The sequence below is a fragment of the Campylobacter concisus genome (assembly GCF_002913545.1).
GTDB classification, from domain to species: domain Bacteria; phylum Campylobacterota; class Campylobacteria; order Campylobacterales; family Campylobacteraceae; genus Campylobacter_A; species Campylobacter_A concisus_AV.
The window spans coordinates 17,997-35,428 of sequence record NZ_PPBR01000008.1; the positions used below are offsets into that span (position 1 = coordinate 17,997).

15 protein-coding genes and 2 pseudogenes are annotated in these 17,432 nt (G+C 39.9%); 4 read left to right on the plus strand and 13 right to left on the minus strand.

Features of this window, described 5'->3' with window-relative positions:
• Nucleotides 1-16: 16 nt before the first annotated feature.
• The 4 genes from CYP05_RS00765 to CYP05_RS00780 all read right to left on the minus strand — a co-directional run bounded on the left by CYP05_RS00765 (nucleotide 17) and on the right by CYP05_RS00780 (nucleotide 3,901).
• Nucleotides 17-454 (minus strand): pyridoxal-5'-phosphate-dependent protein, encoded by a 438-nt coding sequence (locus CYP05_RS00765; RefSeq protein WP_002940300.1) that lies wholly within the window; start codon nucleotides 452-454, stop codon nucleotides 17-19.
• 27 nt (nucleotides 455-481) lie between these two features.
• Nucleotides 482-1,723: an ArsS family sensor histidine kinase gene (locus CYP05_RS00770; protein ID WP_087583134.1), complete on the minus strand. Its 1,242-nt coding sequence runs from the start codon at nucleotides 1,721-1,723 to the stop codon at nucleotides 482-484.
• Nucleotides 1,723-2,400, minus strand: coding sequence for a response regulator transcription factor (locus tag CYP05_RS00775; protein ID WP_002940190.1), 678 nt, complete (start codon nucleotides 2,398-2,400; stop codon nucleotides 1,723-1,725). The genes CYP05_RS00770 and CYP05_RS00775 overlap by 1 nt, the downstream gene beginning before the upstream one ends.
• A 97-nt stretch (nucleotides 2,401-2,497) precedes the next feature.
• A complete protein-coding gene (locus CYP05_RS00780; RefSeq protein ID WP_103641706.1) occupies nucleotides 2,498-3,901 on the minus strand; it encodes a Do family serine endopeptidase in 1,404 nt (467 codons plus the stop codon).
• A gap of 154 nt (nucleotides 3,902-4,055) precedes the next feature.
• Between CYP05_RS00780 and CYP05_RS00785 the strand changes: the two genes are divergently transcribed.
• The 3 genes from CYP05_RS00785 to CYP05_RS00795 are packed head-to-tail and all read left to right on the plus strand — an operon-like array spanning nucleotide 4,056 to nucleotide 6,959.
• Nucleotides 4,056-4,952, plus strand: a complete 897-nt coding sequence (locus CYP05_RS00785) for a DnaJ C-terminal domain-containing protein (RefSeq protein WP_103641707.1) — start codon at nucleotides 4,056-4,058, stop codon at nucleotides 4,950-4,952.
• A 3-nt stretch (nucleotides 4,953-4,955) separates the two neighbouring features.
• Nucleotides 4,956-5,330: a heat shock protein transcriptional repressor HspR gene (locus tag CYP05_RS00790; protein ID WP_009293705.1), complete on the plus strand. Its 375-nt coding sequence runs from the start codon at nucleotides 4,956-4,958 to the stop codon at nucleotides 5,328-5,330.
• A 3-nt stretch (nucleotides 5,331-5,333) separates the two neighbouring features.
• Complete coding sequence (locus tag CYP05_RS00795; protein ID WP_103641708.1) at nucleotides 5,334-6,959, plus strand: cation:proton antiporter; 1,626 nt, start codon at nucleotides 5,334-5,336, stop codon at nucleotides 6,957-6,959.
• Nucleotides 6,960-7,226: 267 nt separating this feature from the next.
• Here the strand turns inward: CYP05_RS00795 and CYP05_RS00800 are convergent, their stop codons facing one another.
• The 3 genes and pseudogenes from CYP05_RS00800 to secA all read right to left on the minus strand — a co-directional run.
• The gene (locus CYP05_RS00800; RefSeq protein WP_103641709.1) at nucleotides 7,227-8,426 is read right to left on the minus strand and encodes an ABC transporter permease; all 1,200 of its coding nucleotides are present in this window, start codon (nucleotides 8,424-8,426) and stop codon (nucleotides 7,227-7,229) included.
• Nucleotides 8,427-8,477: 51 nt separating this feature from the next.
• Nucleotides 8,478-8,579 (minus strand): annotated as a pseudogene (locus CYP05_RS10310) (SEC-C metal-binding domain-containing protein); the annotation flags it as partial.
• 108 nt (nucleotides 8,580-8,687) lie between these two features.
• Nucleotides 8,688-11,084: pseudogene (gene secA, locus CYP05_RS00805) on the minus strand (preprotein translocase subunit SecA); the annotation flags it as partial.
• Nucleotides 11,085-11,181: 97 nt separating this feature from the next.
• Here secA and lolA point away from each other — a divergent pair.
• Nucleotides 11,182-11,694, plus strand: a complete 513-nt coding sequence (gene lolA / locus CYP05_RS00810; RefSeq protein ID WP_012001621.1) for a LolA-like outer membrane lipoprotein chaperone — start codon at nucleotides 11,182-11,184, stop codon at nucleotides 11,692-11,694.
• Between the two features lie 33 nt (nucleotides 11,695-11,727).
• Here the strand turns inward: lolA and CYP05_RS00815 are convergent, their stop codons facing one another.
• From CYP05_RS00815 to CYP05_RS00840, 6 genes are read right to left on the minus strand one after another with little or no spacing between them, the layout of a single operon-like run.
• A complete protein-coding gene (locus tag CYP05_RS00815; RefSeq protein ID WP_103641711.1) occupies nucleotides 11,728-12,267 on the minus strand; it encodes a hypothetical protein in 540 nt (179 codons plus the stop codon).
• Nucleotides 12,264-13,583 carry an ATP-dependent DNA helicase gene (locus tag CYP05_RS00820; RefSeq protein WP_103641712.1) on the minus strand — a complete coding sequence of 440 codons (1,320 nt, stop codon included), beginning with the start codon at nucleotides 13,581-13,583 and terminating at the stop codon, nucleotides 12,264-12,266. The genes CYP05_RS00815 and CYP05_RS00820 overlap by 4 nt, the downstream gene beginning before the upstream one ends.
• Complete coding sequence (locus tag CYP05_RS00825) at nucleotides 13,584-15,599, minus strand: SH3 domain-containing protein (protein ID WP_103641713.1); 2,016 nt, start codon at nucleotides 15,597-15,599, stop codon at nucleotides 13,584-13,586.
• Entirely contained in the window at nucleotides 15,596-16,090 is a 495-nt protein-coding gene (locus tag CYP05_RS00830; RefSeq protein ID WP_103641714.1) for a chemotaxis protein, read from the minus strand. The genes CYP05_RS00825 and CYP05_RS00830 overlap by 4 nt, the downstream gene beginning before the upstream one ends.
• Nucleotides 16,083-16,526: a DUF523 domain-containing protein gene (locus tag CYP05_RS00835; RefSeq protein ID WP_103641715.1), complete on the minus strand. Its 444-nt coding sequence runs from the start codon at nucleotides 16,524-16,526 to the stop codon at nucleotides 16,083-16,085. The genes CYP05_RS00830 and CYP05_RS00835 overlap by 8 nt, the downstream gene beginning before the upstream one ends.
• On the minus strand, nucleotides 16,523-17,389 hold the full coding sequence (locus CYP05_RS00840) for a D-amino acid aminotransferase (RefSeq protein WP_103569794.1): 867 nt from the start codon (nucleotides 17,387-17,389) through the stop codon (nucleotides 16,523-16,525). The genes CYP05_RS00835 and CYP05_RS00840 overlap by 4 nt, the downstream gene beginning before the upstream one ends.
• Nucleotides 17,390-17,432 lie beyond the last annotated feature (43 nt).

Below are 17,432 nucleotides of genomic sequence, written 5' to 3' on the forward strand. Positions count from 1 at the left end.
ACTCCACAAAATTATATTAAATTATACTTTCAAAAACTTCAAATTTATCTTGATTTACAAGCATCTCAAGCAAGACACCGTAGTTATCTTTTATCTCATCTTGAAGTTTTATAGCAAGCTCTTTTGCGTCTTTTCCATCTTTTGGATAGGTAACTACTAGATCGATCGGCTCAGCGTTTAAAAACTCTTGTATGCCAGTTAGTAGCTCGCTAGCGCCTCTTTCGTTTGTGCCGTGAAGCACAACCACGTAGTGTTCGTTTTCTCTTATGACAACGTCTGTTTGTCTTAGGATTTTTTCAAAAATTTCGCCATATTCTTTACTATTTGGCAAAGAAAAATATATCAAAGATAAATTTTTCGCATAGTCCTTTACGTTTTTGTATCGCTTTATAAAAGCTATCTCAAGATCGATTATTGATAAAATATCAACTGCCGAGAAGATTTTCGCCGCCATTTTTACACTCTTTTTACTATTTTGATTTTACGCCGCTATTATATCTTGTAAATTTTCAAAAATAAAGACATTCATTCCATTTTTGTATTCATAGCCAAATTTTAGTCCATGAGCCTCAAGGATGTTGCTAACTATATATAAACCTAGACCAAAGCTCTTTTGCGCATCTTCGCCCTTGATAAATGGCTGGATGTAAAAGTCAAGGTCATTTTTTAGCTTCTCGCCTTGAGTTATAAATTTCATATGATCCTTGCTAACCATGATATTTACGTGCTTATCGGTTGAGTACTTTATGCCATTATCTATCATATTTTTTATAGCGACAGAAAATAGCTTAAAATCAACCATCACCCTGACCTCGTCAAGCTCGCTGATGCCAACATGCTCCTTTTCAACCATCGCTATATCGATAGCCTCATCGATGAGATCTCTCATAAGACAAGGCGTTTTATTGGTAAGTCCTATCTTTGAAGTGATCTGCTCGATCGCTGCAAGCTCGTTTATCAAATTTTCAAGCTTATGAAAGACGGAGATTAGCCTCTCTTGGTTTTTGCTTTTTTCTATCATTTGAGCGGCGATCAGCCCCTTTGTGATAGGCGTTTTTAGCTCGTGCATGATATTTCTTAAGAAAAGATGCCTTGAGTCATTTAGCGCCTTGATCTGACAAACAGCCTCATAAAATGCCTCCGAAACCTCAGAAATTTCATCCTTGCCGTTGCCGACATTTTGCACACCGTCAAGCTCGCCATTTGCAAATTTCACGATCTGACGCTTTAGCTTTCTAAGCGGTTTTATCTTATAGATGACAAAGATATAAGCAGCCAGCAAAATGACTGCAACTACGGCAAACACAGCCTTTATCACCTCGTATCTGTAAGGCTGAAATTCTTTATCCATTAAAAGCTTTAGCTCATCCAAATGCTCGATCTTTAGGTAGTGATGCTTATCATAAAGCAAGATCGCACTAGATCCTAGATCACTTGAAATTTCTTCTAAAACGGCTGCATTTTTTAAAATTTCTTCTTTTTCATTTTTAGCGGTGATCTCTGGCATGTCAATGTTTGAGAGCTGACGGTCGTACTGAGCTTTATTTATGATGCCACCCATGTAGAGCAAATTTGTCCTAGCGACGTTTGAGTATTTGTTATTTAGCTCTCTTGTGTAGTTTTGTTTATCAAAACCCATGAGCCACAAAAAGGCTAGAAATATCGAAACGAGCGCGAGCCCAAAGATAAACGTTATCGTGATAAATATAGAAGATCTTGGCATCAAAGGACCAACTTGTAGCCGATGCCGCGGATCGCGTGAATGTATTTTGGCTCTTTTGGATTTTCATTTAGTTTTTGGCGAATTCTGCCGATGATGACGTCGATACTTTTGTTTGAACTATCTTCATTTATGCTCTCGCAGTTGTAGATGAGTTCCTCTCTAGTGACCGCCCCACCCTCTTTTTGAAGCAGATATTTTAAGATGTCATACTCCGCTGCGGTTAAATTTAAAACGCTGCCTTTAAATAAAATTTCCCTCTCAAATTCTTTTAGAACTAAGTCTTTATTTAAATTTCTTGCCTCATTTGCAGGAGCTATGCTCTGCCTTCTTAGATGACTTTTTATGCGAGCAAGAAGCTCTTGTGGGTCATAAGGCTTTGGCAAATAGTCGTCCGCGCCGTTATCTAGGGCATTTACTTTGTCCGTTATATCGTGCCTTGCGCTTGAGATGATTATAGGGATGTTGTGCTTTTTTCTTATCTCTTTGCACACCTCTAGTCCGTCCATTCCAGGGAGCGTAAGATCAAGGATAACTAGGTCAAATTCACTTGTATTTAAAGTAGATAGTCCGATATATGGCTCCTCAGCCGTCGTTACTTTTATGTCGTAGTTTTCTAGGTATTCAGTTAAAATTTCAGCAAGCTCCATATCATCTTCTATCATTAAAATTCTAGTCATGATCTTTCCTGATGTAAATTTATTTTTAAGGATTATAGCAGATAAAGGTTTTAAAAATTTAAAAGAGTTAAGAGCTGAAATTTCAGCTCTTAAGTGGTTATTTTATAACAAGGCCTTGCATGATGCCACCGCGGTTTATCCACACTAGCGTCTTTTTGCCTTTTGCATTTTTAACTGTGCTTGCAAATGTTTGAAGATCTTTTATGCTCTCTTCGCCAACTTGAACGATCACATCGCCTCTTTCAAAGCCAAAGTCTTCAGCTTTTGAGCCAGATTTTACATCAGTTACAAGCACGCCTTGAGTATCTGGACTGATCTTATACTTAAATCTTATCTCATCGCTTAGATTACTAACGCTAAGACCTTCTATGATGACGCTTTTTGTCGTATCTTTTGCGTTGTGATCCATATTTACAAGCTTGATTTTTGTATTCATAACTTTATTTGATCGCTCGTAAGTTATATCAACGCTGCTATTTGGAGTTAGTGAGCCGATGAAATTTTTAAGATCATTTGCGTTTTTGATAGCTTTGCCGTTTGCGGAGATAACCAAGTCGCCTCTTTTTAGCCCTGCTTCATCTGCTGGCATGCCCTGCTCTACGCCGCTTATTAGCGCACCCTCTTTATTTGTATAAAGCTCTTTTTGCTCATCAGTTAAATTTGCTATCGTAACGCCGATAAATCCACGCTCGATCTTGCCGTCAGTTATCAGCTTTTTAGCGATATCTTTTACCATATTTGATGGTATGGCAAAGCCTATGCCGTTGTTGCCACCACTTTTTGAAAGTATGGCTGAGTTTATACCGACTAAATAGCCCCTGCTATCAACCAAAGCACCACCTGAGTTGCCAGGGTTTATAGAGGCGTCTGTTTGGATGAAATTTTCATATTGATTAAGTCCGATATCATCTTTGTTTAGCCCTGAGACGATGCCTTTAGTGATGCTCTCACCCACGCCAAAAGGATTGCCTATGGCAAAGACTACGTCTGCATCAAGCAGCTTTGATGAGTCGGCAAATGTGATCGCATTTAGCCCATTTGCCTCTATCTTTATAACGGCTAGATCGGTCTTTGGATCGCTACCTATTAGCTTCGCTTTATACTCCTTGCCACCCTTTGCCAATGTCACAACGATCTGGTCGCTATCTTCGATGACGTGGTTGTTTGTAACGATATAGCCGTCATTTGAGATGATGACGCCAGAGCCAAGCGAGGTTGTTTTTTCTTTCTCTTTTGGTTTTGCAAAGTTAAATCCAAAAAATTCATTAAAAAACGGGTCATTAAACATCTGCTCGATGCCTGCGTTGCTTACTGTTTTTGTAGTTGAGATATTTACAACTGAAAGTTTTGCCTGAGCGATAGAGTCATAGTATGAGAGCACACTATTTTTATCACTTAACGGCGAAACTCTAGTTACATCTTGGTTTGCTTCGTTAAATTTAATATCAGCTCCCATTAGCAAAGAAGCCGCTGCTAATGAAATTAGCATAAATTTTTTCATTTTTTTCCTTTAAATTGAAAATGTCTTGAAATTATAAATAGAGCTTAAAAATAAAATCTTAATGCTTTTTCTTCTTTGTAAATAAAAATAAACTTGACTTGCATAGACTAAAGTTTTGTGATATAATCCGTGTCAAAAAACATAAGGAGAATATATGAGCGAAAGCTTATATGAAACTTTAGGAGTTTCAAAAGGCGCATCAAGCGACGAGATAAAAAAAGCTTATAGAAAACTTGCTAGAAAGTACCACCCAGACATCAACAAAGACCCTGGAGCAGAGGATAAATTTAAAGAGATAAACGCTGCTTATGAAATTTTAAGTGACGAGAAAAAACGTGCCCAGTATGATCAATACGGCGATAATATGTTTGGCGGTCAAAATTTCCACGACTTTGCCAGAGGTTCAGCCGATATGGGCGATCTAAACGATATCTTGAAAAATATCTTCTCAGGTGGATTTGGTGGAGGCGGCGCTAAATTTAGCGGTGGCTTTGGTGGAGGTTTTGAAGGATTTGAAGGCTTTGGCGGAGGTGGATTTGGCTTTGGGGGAGCTGATCTAGATGTAAATGCCAAAATTTCTATACCATTTGACGTAGCTGTAACTGGCGGCGAACATAAGATAAATTTTAATGGCGAAAGCATCAAGATAAAGATCCCAAGCGGCATAGAAGGCGGTGAAAAACTTCGCATAAAAGGCAAAGGCAAGAGTGCTGGCGGTCAAACTGGCGATCTTATACTTGCCATTAGCGTTGAGCCAAGTGACGAGTACGAAAGAGTTGGCGATGATCTATATAAAGATGTAGAAATTCCACTAAAAACTATGCTCTTTGGCGGCAAGATAAATGTGCATACATATAAAAAAGATGTAACCATCAAAATTGCTGAGAACTCAAAAACAGGCACGAAGATCCGCTTGAAAGGATACGGTGTGCAAAACAGAAAGAGCGGAATTTTTGGCGATCTTTACTTAAAAGCTAGGGTAAAACTTCCAAATATCAGTGAGCTTGACGAGGGCTTAGTAAAAGAGTTAAAAGAAAAATTACCGGAGTAAAAAATGCAAAATTACGAAGAACCACTTTTTTTAATAAGCGTTGTAGCAAAGGTTTTAAGCATACATCCACAAACTTTAAGACAATACGAAAGAGAGGGACTAGTTGAACCCTCAAGAACAGATGGCAAGATGAGGCTCTACTCGCAAAAAGACGTTGATCGTGTAAAAACGATACTAAATTTGACCCGTGAGCTTGGAGTAAATTTAGCAGGTGTTGATGTGATACTTCAGCTAAAAGAGAAAATTGACGATTTAGAAGCAACTATTGATGAGTTAAATAAAAAATTACACGAAGCTACCAGTCAAACTAGCACCAAAAGATCGCTAGTAAAGAGAAAAAGTAGCTTTGATCTTGTATTTTACGAAGGCAAAAAATAATATATGGAACAAATTTTAGAAGGCTTCTTGCTTGTCGCTGCGATCTCAGTCGCGTTAAACGTCATATTTAAGAAATTTCAGATACCAACCATCATCGGCTACATCGTAACCGGCACGCTTATATCAGAATTTTTCAACTTAAAAAGCAACGATGAAATTTCTCATATAGCTGAATTTGGTATCGCATTTTTGATGTTTACGATCGGACTTGAGTTTAGCTTTAAGCACCTGATGAGCATGAAAAAAGAGGTCTTTCTAAATGGCGGTCTGCAAGTTTGTTTAAGTGGCTTTGTGATGGGCGTGATGCTTTACTACGCGCTTCATCTAAAAGACGAGACAGCACTTATCGCTGGTCTTGCCTTTGCTCTATCTTCAACTGCGATCGTGCTAAAAACGCTAAATGACAACGGCGATGTGAGTAAAATTTATGGTAGAAAGGCGCTTGGAATTTTACTATTTCAAGATATCGCCGTCATCCCTATTTTGCTTATGATAGATATGTTTAGCTCGCAAGATGCCTCGATAAATGAGCTTTTGTTAAAGACATTTACGAGTGCGGTCATCCTTATCGTTGTGCTATTTTTGCTCGGCAAATACGTCATCAACTGGATATTTTACAAAGTCGTTCAGACAAACTCTCAAGAGGTCTTTATCGCAACGATCCTCTTTTTAGTCGTTGGCGCTAGCACGCTAGCTCACTTCTTTGGCTTTTCATACTCTCTTGGTGCATTTTTAGCTGGTATGATGATGGCAGAGACGCAGTATAAGCACCAGATCGAGGTCGATCTCATACCTTTTAGAGATCTGCTTCTTGGACTATTTTTCATAACTGTTGGCATGCAGATAAATTTTGTAGTCGTGCTCTCAAACATCTGGCTAGTTCTAGGTCTAGTCTTTAGCATAATGGTCGTAAAAGCTATCGTCGTTTTTGCCGTTTTAAACATCTACTTAAAACGCAGAGTCGCTGCTAAGACCGCACTTAGCGTCTGCCAGATCGGCGAATTTGCACTGGCTGTTTTTGGTCTGATGACTACTAGAAACCTACTTGACGTTCAAACAGCTCAAATTTTCATCGCAGCCTCTGTTATATCGATGTTTGCGACACCTTTTATACTTAAAAAACTTGACGCTTTAGCTGATCTTGTAGAGCGTGAGGTGACAGTCGAGTCAACCGAGACCCTAAAGCCACAAAAACTAAAAAATCACATCGTGGTCTTTGGCTATGATAGGCTCGGTCAAGAGGTGGTTTTAAGACTAAAAGAGACAAAGCTTTTATACATCGTGCTTGATAATGACATCAGCCTAGTTGAGCTTGGTAGGAGCCGCGGAGAAAATGTATTTTTAGGAAACGTGCTTCAAAGTAACACTCTTGAAAACGCTTGCTTAGACGATGCAGCCGCTGTCATCATAACTGTAAATAACGAGCAAAGAGTTGAGCTGATCGCGCAAAAGATCAAAGACTACGGAGCAAATATCCAAACGATCATCAAAGCAAATGGCGAGGGCAACAAAGATATCTTTGGCGAGCTAGGTGCAAATTTCCACCTAATAAGCGAAGAGCGCGTCATGGCAAAAACCCTTGTTCATGAAGCCCTTCAGTGCAAGATCGACCACGACGTAAGAGCGTAGTAAATTTAGCTTCTTAAAACACGATTTTTTGTTAAGCTCGTTTAAATAAATTGATAAAACTATTAGCAACATTGTTGATTATATAAGAAAAAAAGAAGCTAAAAATTTGTCTAGCCACAATATCAATGCTAGTCTTAATGAGAAAGAAGTAAAAATTGATAAGCTATTAAAAGATAAAAATAGAATTTAGTACAAATTAAAACAAAAAGCATATCAGCCAATAATATGCTTTTAAAAATCAAATTTAAAGCCTAGCTTTGCCAGGCTTTACTCATTTCTTAAAGTTTGAAGGACATTTACCTCTGTGGCTTTTTTGGCTGGATAGTAAGACGAGATAGCCACGATAAACACAGCCCCAACTACGATAAGCACAAGATCAAGAGTTGAGAGTTCAAGTGGTAGTTTGCTTGAGCCATAGACGTCAGCTGGCAGGTCTATTATATTGAAATTTCCAAGTAAAAATAGCCCCAAAAAGCCAAGCACTAGGCCAAATATAATGCCACCTCCACCTATTACTAGTCCTTGATAAAAAAAGCTTCTTTTTATCTCGCCTTTGCTAGCTCCAAGTGCTAAAAGCAAGGCGATCTCTTGCCTGCGGTTCATCACAGTCATTAGCAGTGAGCTTATGATATTTAGCGATGCCACAAGGATAATAAGCATCAAAACTATAAAAAGTGCTCTTTTTTCAAGTGCGAGAGCTGAGAAAAAGTTGCCATTTTGCTCCCACCAGCCAATGGCCACAGTGCCAGTTGGAAGGCCCTCGCGCACCCTTTTTATATCATCAAATGGCTTTTTTGAAAAGATGTGAATGCCATCATACACCCCGTTTGGATAGTCCAAAATTTTCCTTAAAGCCTCGACCGAAGTATACGAAAACGCCTTGTCGTAGGCGATGAGCCCAGACGTAAATGAGCCGCCTATATCAAAGCGCTTCATCTTTGGCGTTAGCGAAAATCCAGCTGGGTCAGCCTTTGTAAAGATAAGCGTTAGTTTTTCATCATTTCTTAGTCTAAATTCATTTGCGATGCCGCTTCCCACCAGTATCTCAAAGCCGCTTAGTTCTTTTTCTTTTAAGGCCTCGTTTACGACCGAGTTTATCTGCTTTTCGTCTTTAAAATTTACACCATAAACCAGCCCGCCCTCAAGCGCATTTGCCGAGCGGTAAATGACCTGCGTGCTGATAAATGGACTAAATTTAAGGTCGCTAAACTTAGCCTTTAGCTCATCCACAAAGTTATCATCGATCGAACCCTTAAAGGCGCTTTGAACGGTTATAGGATAGTTCATCGTAAAAAGTTTGCGCTCAAATTCTTTATCAAATCCGTTCATAATAGCCATCGCAACGATTAAAACCATAAGACCGATGCTAACACCAAGAAAGGCAAGCAACGCACTTAGAGCGATAAATGGCTGAGTTTTATCAAATCTTAAATATTTAAAAAGTAGGTACTTTGGTAAGCTTGTCATCAAATAGCCTTTAAAAGATTAAGGCGCTTTGGCGCCTTAAAAGTAGAAATTTTAAGCAAATATGCCTTTTTTAGGGCCACTTTTGCCGTGGCAATCTTTATATTTTTTACCGCTTCCACAAGGGCAAGGCGAATTTCTCGGAATCTTTTTCTCTGGCGTAAATTTCTCATCCTCACCTTGATTATTGTAACTTAAATGCTCATTTTCGGCATTTTGATTAGCCTCGATCATCATTCTAGCCTGCTCTTCTTGCTCCTCACGGCTCTTAAATCTAACAACTTGAAGCGTCTTAACGCTCTCAGTTTTTAGCCTGCCAACTAGCTCCATAAAGAGATTGTAGCTCTCTTTTTTATATTCAACTAGCGGATCTTTTTGATTATACCCTCTTAGACCGATACCAGTTTTTAGGATATCCATCTGATAGAGGTGCTCTCTCCACGCATTATCAAGCACTTGAAGGTATAAAATTTTCTCTATATCTTTTCTTTGCTCTTCATTTAGCACGCTCATCTTTTCGTTATATCTAATCTCTAAAATTTGCGCTATTTTTTCTACTAGCTCATTATACTCTAGCCCTTTTAGCTCGCTCTCGTCGATCTCTTCGCCACAGTCTGCAAGGATGATAGAGCATAAATTTTTAATGTCATAGTCATCTTTTAAGCCGCCATGGAAAATTTCAGCCGTATCAAGTAAATTTGTAACGTATTCAACCCTATTTTGAGCTATCTTCTCGCTCATATCGTAGTTTTTATCAAGTAGTTCGTCGCGGTATTTATAGATAGTCTTTCTTTGCTCATTTGCCACGTCGTCATACTCAAGCAAGTGCTTTCTAGCCTCAAAGTGCAAGCTCTCGACTTTCTTTTGAGCATTTTCAACAGCCCTTGTCACCATGCGGCTCTCGATACTCTCGCCCTCGTCGATACCAAGCCTATCCATGATCGCTTTTATGCGGTCGCTACCAAAAATCCTTAAAAGATTGTCCTCTAAGCTTAGGTAAAATCTACTCATACCAGGGTCGCCCTGACGTCCAGCACGGCCACGGAGCTGATTATCTATCCTTCTACTTTCGTGCCTTTCGGTGCCGATGATATATAAACCGCCAAGGTCTCTCACCTCGTCGTTTATCCTGATATCAACACCACGTCCAGCCATATTTGTAGCGATAGTCACAGCGCCTTTTACGCCAGCTTGAGCGATAATCTCAGCCTCTTTTTCGTGGTTTTTAGCATTTAGCACAGAGTGTGGGATGCCAGCTTTTTTCAGCATCTCGTGAAGCACCTCACTGCGCTCGATACTTGCAGTTCCTACAAGCACTGGCTGACCTTTTTCGTGAGCCTTTTTGACTTCGTCGATAACTGCTTTAAATTTCTCATTTTGAGTTTTGTAGATAAGATCGTTTTGATCGATCCTCTTAACTGGCACGTTTGTCGGGATCGAGATAACTTCAAGGTTATAAATTTGAGAAAACTCAGTAGCCTCAGTCTGAGCCGTACCAGTCATACCTGCAAGCTTTTTATACATTCTAAAATAGTTTTGATAGGTTGTGTCAGCTAGCGTTTGGCTCTCTTCTTGAATTTTCACGCCCTCTTTTGCTTCAAGCGCTTGGTGAAGCCCCTCGCTAAAGCGCCTGCCCTCGCTTAGACGTCCTGTAAATTCATCAACTATGACAACCTCGCCATCTTTTACGACGTAATGAACGTCTTTTTCAAAGAGATTGTGAGCCTTTAGAGCTTGATCTAAGTGGTGGCTTAGCACGGCGTTTTCAAGGTTATATAAATTTTCAACTCCAAAGAGCTTTTCAGCCTTGCTTATGCCAGCTTCTGTGATCATTATCGTTCTATTTTTTTCATCTACTATAAAATCCCCCGTTGGCTTTGAGCCTGGCACGTTTGGATCAGCTGGAGTGCCTCTGGTAAGCTGTTTTGCGACTTGATCAGCTCTTATGTAGCCATCAAGCGTGCGGTTTGTTGGACCAGAGATTATAAGTGGCGTTCTAGCCTCATCTATCAAGATACTATCGACCTCATCGACGATAACGAAGTTATGGCCTCTTTGCACCTTTTGACCAGCTTCAAATTTCATATTGTCACGAAGGTAGTCAAAGCCAAATTCTGAGTTTGTGCCGTATGTTATGTCGGCGTTATAGGCAGCTTGTCTTACCTCATCGTCGTATCCGCCACTTAGTATCACATCGACGCTTAAGCCTAAAAAGTTATAAAGCTCGCCCATTTGCGTCGCGTCACGCTTTGCAAGGTAGTCATTTACGGTCACTACATGCACACCATTGCCACTCATCGCGTTTAAGATAACTGGCAAAGTCGCAACCAAGGTCTTACCCTCGCCTGTCTTCATCTCAGCGATCCTGCCCTCGTTTAGCACCATGCCGCCAATTAGCTGCACGTCAAAATGGCGCATCTTAAGCACCCTTTTGCTAGCCTCTCTAACGATCGCAAAGACATCATTTAAAATTTGATCTAAAGTGACTTTCTCTTCGACGACTTGGGCTTTAAGCTCGTTAAATTTGATCTTAAGCTCATCGTCGCTCATCTTCTCATATGTAGGCTCTAGCGCGTTTATCTGCGCCACACGTTTTATATATTTTTTGACTTCTCTATCGTTTTTCGTGCCAAAAATCTTTCTAAATACCGATGAAATCATTATTTTACCTTCCTAAATTTTTAAACTTTGGATCTTAGCATAGTTTAACTATTTATTTAATTAAACTGGGCTAGAATACGCCAAAAAAGGATAAAAAATGAGAAAATTTTTAGTTGCATCTCTTGTCGCAGTTTGCTCATTTGGCGCTGGCTTAAATTTTAAAAGCCTACAAAGTGACTTTACTCAAACTGTCTTTAGCGAGGGAAAAAGTGTAAATTATAAGGGTAGATTTTACGCTAAAAGCGACAACACCGCACTTTGGATATATGAAAGTCCAACACCAAAGAGGATTTACTTTGACAAAGACAAGGTGGTCGTGATCGAAGATGAGCTTGAGCAAGCCATCATCTCAAGGCTAGATGATACGCCAAATTTAACGCAGGTTTTGGCTCACGCAGAGCAAATTCAGCCGACACTTTATAAGGCGATATATGACGGGGTTGAGTACTTTATAACGATCAAAAACACGCTTCCAACGACGATTGATTATAAAGACAAACTCTCAAATAAGATAAAGATCACTCTAAGTAACCCTGTAAAAGACGCGCTCATCCCAAAAGAGACGCTAACTCCAGTCATTCCACAAGGTTACGACATCGTAAATCAATAAATTTGGCTAGCTTTTAGCCAAATTTATCTTTTTTTATTTCTCTCCGAAGTCTTTTCCAAATTCTTGCACATTATTTAGATCGATCGGCTTTTGCAACACGTCATTTGGATCAGGTGCGACAATGATTTCGTTGCCTTTTTTCTTCTTTTCTGGCTTTGTCATCACATCTTCATTTACGCTTGGATCAGAGCATAAATTTTGGCTTTTTATCGCCTTTATGATCTCGCTTAGCTCTAGATTATTTATCACTTTGATATTTAAAATAAGCACGTCATCGATGTCAAGCGAGTGTTTTTTGGCTGCGTATTTCATAAAGAGCTCCTTAAATTTCTCTTTTCCCATTGAGGTTAGGATATCCTCCACATAAAAGCTGCCAACAACGACGTTTAGCGCATCAAGCACGTAGGCTTCGTTCTCCTCCACATCACGTCCGACAACTTCAAGGTTCATGCTTATCTTTTTTGTTAAATTTTGTCCAGCTTTTGAGTAAATATCTGTTTGAAAGTCACTCACTTTTAGCACATCTGCGAATGCAAAAACGCCAAAAACAAGGCTTAAAAATAGCTTTTTCATAAACTCTCCTTAATATGCAAAAATACGTTTTCTTGGTAAAATTTCTTAACTTCGTCGTCAATTTTAACCACTTTTCTTAAATGCTGCCTAAAATCACTTTTCTTATCATAAAAAAGTTTTAAATTTTTAGGATTTACTGCGCGAGAAAGTGCGACGTAGAGCTGTCCTTTGGCAAAGATGTGGTTGATGTTGCAAATGAGCGAGTTTATGCTCATGCCTTGAGACTTGTGGATAGTTAGCGCATAAGCAAGTTTAAATGGAAACTGATAAAGCGAAGCTTGCACGTTCTCCTCGATCTCGTCTTCGTTTAAATTTAGCGCGCAAAAGTTATAAGCGCACTTTTCTATCTCGCAGATCTCGCCGCTATCTTTTTGCACGATCACACTTGATATGGCGCCATTTTCTTTTAAAATTTGCATGATCTTGCCCTGCTCGCCGTTATAGTACTCGCCCCATTTATTTGAAGTAAAGATGATTTTTGCGCCTATCTTCATCTCCAAATTTCGCGAGATATTTAGCGTATTTGCCCACTTTTCAAACTCTTTTTTATCTAAATTTTCATCCATAACAAGCACGTCCGAGTTTGAAATTTCAAGCGGTGCGTTAAGTGCAAGAAGTCTCTTTTGATTTAGCATCTCAGCCTCGGCGTTTCTGCCAAAAAGCACGCTAGTCTCGCTATCTGGCTCGATAGCTCCCACTCGCAAGCTCTCGATGTAGGCCATCATCTCATCATCTAGCTCGCCAACTCTAAGACGAGAGAGAATTTCATAAAACTTAAGATCATTTGTGCGTTTTGAGAGCAAAAGCTCGACATTTGTAAATTTCATATCCTCCCACGCACTGGAGTTAAAGGCGTATAAAAAGTTAAAAAGTTTGCTCTCATTTTGCTCTTTTTGCACGGGTGGCAGCTGATAAAAGTCGCCTACTATAAGCACCCTGCCCTTAAATTTAGATGTAAGCAAGCGGTATCTTATCATCTCCATGACATTTGAGCTAACCATCGAAATTTCATCAATTACTAGCAGATCGCAAGCATCTAGCATATTTCGTAGTTTGCTTAGCTTATCTTTTTGGCGGTAGTCAAGCCGTTTTAGCTCCTCGTAGTCCTTGCAGTAACCAAATTTAAAAAAGCTATGCAAGCTCACGCCCCCAAGACTAACAGCGCTTATGCCAGTTGAGCCAAGGATGACGACATTTTTGAAATTTTCTTTGTAGTGTCTGATGATGGAGGCGGTCAGATAGCTCTTGCCTACACCGCCACCGCCTGTTAAAAAGACATTTGAGCGAGATAAAATTTCTAAAATTTGATCTTTCATCTACTCAAACATCTCTGGGCGATACTCAAAATGCATCGTATCAAAGTGCTTCCAGCGTCCGCCCCAGATAAATTTATGCTTTTCAAATACTCGCACGATCTTTTCAGGGATCAAGTTCTCATAGCCCTTGCTCCACTGCCAGTAGTGGCTCTTTTTTACATTTATATCGATCGCGATGCCGTAGCTGTGCGCGCTTAGGCGGTTTGTGCCAGCGATAATGCGCCACTTAAATGTCCCGCCTGGATCTTTTAGATACTCTAGCAAATTTGGATCGCTCTTTACCATCTCATTTAGTTCATTGCTCACATCCTGCAAGGCAGCTGCAGCGCCATTTTTAGAGTTAAATTTCAAAGGCAAATTTAAAAAATCCTTTAGCCAGATGACATCTACTAAATTTGCCTTTACTGCGCTCTCACTTGAGCCATAAATTTTGCCTAAAAGCTCGTAGTTTCTGCATCTGCCAGCATCACTTAAAGCCGCGCTAAGTGGCGAAAATGCAGCGTAATCAAGCGCGTTCATATCCTCTATATCAGCCCCAGTGCTGCACTCTTCATCTTTTTGTTTAAAATCATCATAGACTAAACTCGTGCCATCACTAAATTTAACCAAATTTTCTTCTATCTTCACGCCGTAAGCTCGCTGCAAAGCCGACATCTTTCTAGCCTTATCTAGCATCCCTTGCTCAGGTCTCATCACATTTATAGAATCAACCTTTGAGATAAGCAAATTTGCACTTTGTATGTCGCTTCTGTTTTGTCCGATATTTAGCGTAGTTATCGCGGTCGCTCCGATTAGCGCGCGGCCGTTGTTTGCAGTCTTTAGCCCCCAAGCATCATGCACGACGTAGATATCATCGCCCTTGTATCCAGCATAGAGCATGATATGACCTGGCAGATGCACGAGCGTGAGATATGGCACGCCCTTTTCTTTTATCTCTTTGCTCTTTGCAACATTGCTAAGGCCTTTTAGGTTGATCTTTTCTCCCATATTTGCCTGCGCCCTTGAATTTCTTGGCAACCACACGCCAAAGCTTGCTAGCAAGTCTTTTGTAAAAAGCGAGCAGTCTCTTAGCTTATCCACCCCGCCCCAGCCATAAGGCTGAGTAAGAAGCGAGCTAAGAATTGTTTTTAAATTTGAGTCATTAAATTTAAGTGGAAAAAGGGCGCTAAAAGACTTTGGGAGGACAAACTCCCTAAGCATATTTCTTACATAAATTTTGCCGTAGTAGTTTTTGTCATCTTGTGCTAAAACTGGCAGTATCGCGCCGACACGCGAGTAAAACAAGAAGTTTCCGCCTTTATCATAAACTGGCATCTTGTCGGTTTTTATCGTTACAAAGCTTGATTTTTGATAGGCAAGCGCCTCTTCGTCGCTTATAAATTTGATATCTTCAACCTTCACCCAGCCCCAAACCGCATCATCACTCACAAACGCCCATGCCCTATCTTTTGAGAGGTGCGATACAAAGAGCGGATGAGCGATGCTTAGGGTTGATTCTTGCAGATAGTCAAACGGATAGCCCTCGCCTGGAGTTTGCGGGTTTAAAAATATCGGCTCGTCGGTTGGAAAATTTCTTACAGCTGTGTTTGCTGAAGTTAGAGCGTAAGCTGAAATTTGCAAAAAGCCAGCGAAATTTGCATTCTCCTTTTGTGCGTCAAACCAGCTTTGCGGTATCTGCCTAAAATTTGAGCCAAAATACTTTCTCTTCTCGCTTGGCTTATATACATTAAACGCCCAAAAAGCGTCGTTTGGGTTAAATTTCACGCCTCTTAGGGCAAAAACTTTAAACCTTCTTTTTAAAATTTCATCTTGAGCAAAACTCGCACTTTGCATATTTTGAGGTAGCGACGAGGCGTCTTGTTTTACTTCAAATTCAAGCAAGCTGATGCGCTCATTTGGCTTATAGACATTTTCGTCTGGCAGGGCATTTTGCTGCTTGTTTGGCTCTGGCTTTGTTGTCTGCGAACAACCCAAAAACAAAGCAACACTAAGTGCTAAAAATATACCTTTTTTCAAATTTCTTCCTTATCCTTAAATATAGCTTCGACGATCAAAACAAAGATATAAAACATCTTTTCATCGTTGTTTTTGCAAATTTGCTTCATCGTCTCATTTTGATCCTTGACCTTTATATCGTTTGATCTTAAAATTTCTGCAATATCTGAGCCAAATTTCTTTGAAATTTCCCCAACTTTAACATCATTTAGTGCGTTTAAAAACCTTGTCGTGTTGCAGTCCATCTGAACTGGCTTATGCTTTAAGATATTTTTAAACTCAAGGCTTAGCTTTTTTAGCTTTTTCTTCTTGACGTAGCTGTGGATTATGGTGAGGACAACCAAGCTAAAGCCAAAGAAAATGTGCAAATTTAGCGAAAACTCGCTCATCTCTCCCTTTAAAAAGAGCACGCCACTTACAAAAAGCCCCACCACGCAGGCAAAAAGTAGCAGCAAGATGATGTATTTAAAGATCACCTCGACCATGACATTATCTTTTAGCCTCTCAAACATCAAGCCGCCCTATCTCATCTTCGCTAAAGACTAAAATACCATTTTCTTTTAGCAGTTTTGCCGCTACGCCGTCGCCAAAGATTAGCTTTTTACTAAAGCTTCCATCATAAATTTGCCCGCTCCCGCAGCTTGGACTTCTAGCTTTTAAAATAGCCTTTTTGCAGCCATTTAGCTTAGCTATCTTTAGGCAAATTTCAGCCCCAAATTTAAAATTTTCGCTCACATCTTTAGCTGTTTTTGTAACGACTAAGCCATCTTTCATCTCGGCTGGCTCTCTTGGCGTGCTAAGTCCGCCAAAAACCTCTGGACAGATAAAAAGCAGATGATATTTTTTTGAAATTTCATCCAAGATGCCACTACCCAAAAGGTTATTTTCGCCGTTAAATTTGCAGTTTATGCCAGCCAGACAAGCGCTTATTAAGACCTTTTCTCTCAAAGTCCAGCTTCTTTTAAAAGCTCGCTAGCATAAATTTCACGAAGTTTGCTTGAAATTTCGCCAACTTTTGCGCCATTTATCGCCTTGCCATCAGCATAGATGACTGGCAAAAGTATGAGCGTAGCAGCCGAGATAAAGACTTCATCAGCCGCGTAAACCTCGTCCATGCTAAATTTACGCTCCTCTATCTTTAGTCCGATATCTTTAGCGATCCTTAAAAGCCTCATGCGGCGGATCCCTGGCAAAATTTCATTTGAAAGTGGCTTGGTGATAAGAGTTTTATCCTTGATGATAAAAGCGCTCGAGCTACAGCCCTCTGTGACAAAGCCGTTTTCTACCATAAAGCCCTCGTCCGCGCCCTTTTTGTGAGCCTCATTTTTAGCGTAGCACTGAGCTAGAAGAGAGATCGACTTTATGTCGCGCCTCTTCCACCTGATGTCCTCGACGCTTACCACTTTTATGCCAGTTTTTGCGGCTGGGTTGTTTAAAATTTCACTCTCGTAGCAAAAGATAAAGACGCTTGGGGTTAAATTCTCCATAAAATAGAAATTTCTAAACGCCACGCCTCTTGTTACTTGCATGTAAATTCCGCCCTCTTTTAAGGCGTTTTTGGCGATCATCTCATTTAAGATCGCTTCAAATTTATCTTTTTCGTAAGGCAGACTTATATCTATCTCGTTTAAGCTTCTCTCAAACCTCGCCCAAAAGCCCTCTTTATCGACCATTTTTGAATTTATCACAGGCACCACTTCATAAATTCCATCGCCAAATATAAATCCTCTATCAAATGCACTAACTTTTGCCTCATCTTTTGGCAAAAACTCGCCATTTAAAAAGACCGTTTCTAAAGCTTTATCTGCCATTTTTAGCTCCTTAAATTTTAGGCAAATTGTATCTAATTTTGTT

Bases quoted from the DNA above. Each gene is read 5' to 3' on its own strand.
- CYP05_RS00770 (WP_087583134.1), bottom strand. From the start codon at position 1,723: ATGCCAAGATCTTCTATATTTATCACGATAACGTTTATCTTTGGGCTC.
- CYP05_RS00830 (WP_103641714.1), bottom strand. From the start codon at position 16,090: ATGTTTGAGAGGCTAAAAGATAATGTCATGGTCGAGGTGATCTTTAAA.
- CYP05_RS00790 (WP_009293705.1), top strand. From the start codon at position 4,956: ATGCAAAATTACGAAGAACCACTTTTTTTAATAAGCGTTGTAGCAAAG.
- CYP05_RS00775 (WP_002940190.1), bottom strand. From the start codon at position 2,400: ATGACTAGAATTTTAATGATAGAAGATGATATGGAGCTTGCTGAAATT.
- CYP05_RS00795 (WP_103641708.1), top strand. From the start codon at position 5,334: ATGGAACAAATTTTAGAAGGCTTCTTGCTTGTCGCTGCGATCTCAGTC.
- lolA (WP_012001621.1), top strand. From the start codon at position 11,182: ATGAGAAAATTTTTAGTTGCATCTCTTGTCGCAGTTTGCTCATTTGGC.
- CYP05_RS00785 (WP_103641707.1), top strand. From the start codon at position 4,056: ATGAGCGAAAGCTTATATGAAACTTTAGGAGTTTCAAAAGGCGCATCA.
- CYP05_RS00800 (WP_103641709.1), bottom strand. From the start codon at position 8,426: ATGACAAGCTTACCAAAGTACCTACTTTTTAAATATTTAAGATTTGAT.
- CYP05_RS00840 (WP_103569794.1), bottom strand. From the start codon at position 17,389: ATGGCAGATAAAGCTTTAGAAACGGTCTTTTTAAATGGCGAGTTTTTG.
- CYP05_RS00815 (WP_103641711.1), bottom strand. From the start codon at position 12,267: ATGAAAAAGCTATTTTTAAGCCTTGTTTTTGGCGTTTTTGCATTCGCA.
- CYP05_RS00820 (WP_103641712.1), bottom strand. From the start codon at position 13,583: ATGAAAGATCAAATTTTAGAAATTTTATCTCGCTCAAATGTCTTTTTA.
- CYP05_RS00765 (WP_002940300.1), bottom strand. From the start codon at position 454: ATGGCGGCGAAAATCTTCTCGGCAGTTGATATTTTATCAATAATCGAT.
- CYP05_RS00780 (WP_103641706.1), bottom strand. From the start codon at position 3,901: ATGAAAAAATTTATGCTAATTTCATTAGCAGCGGCTTCTTTGCTAATG.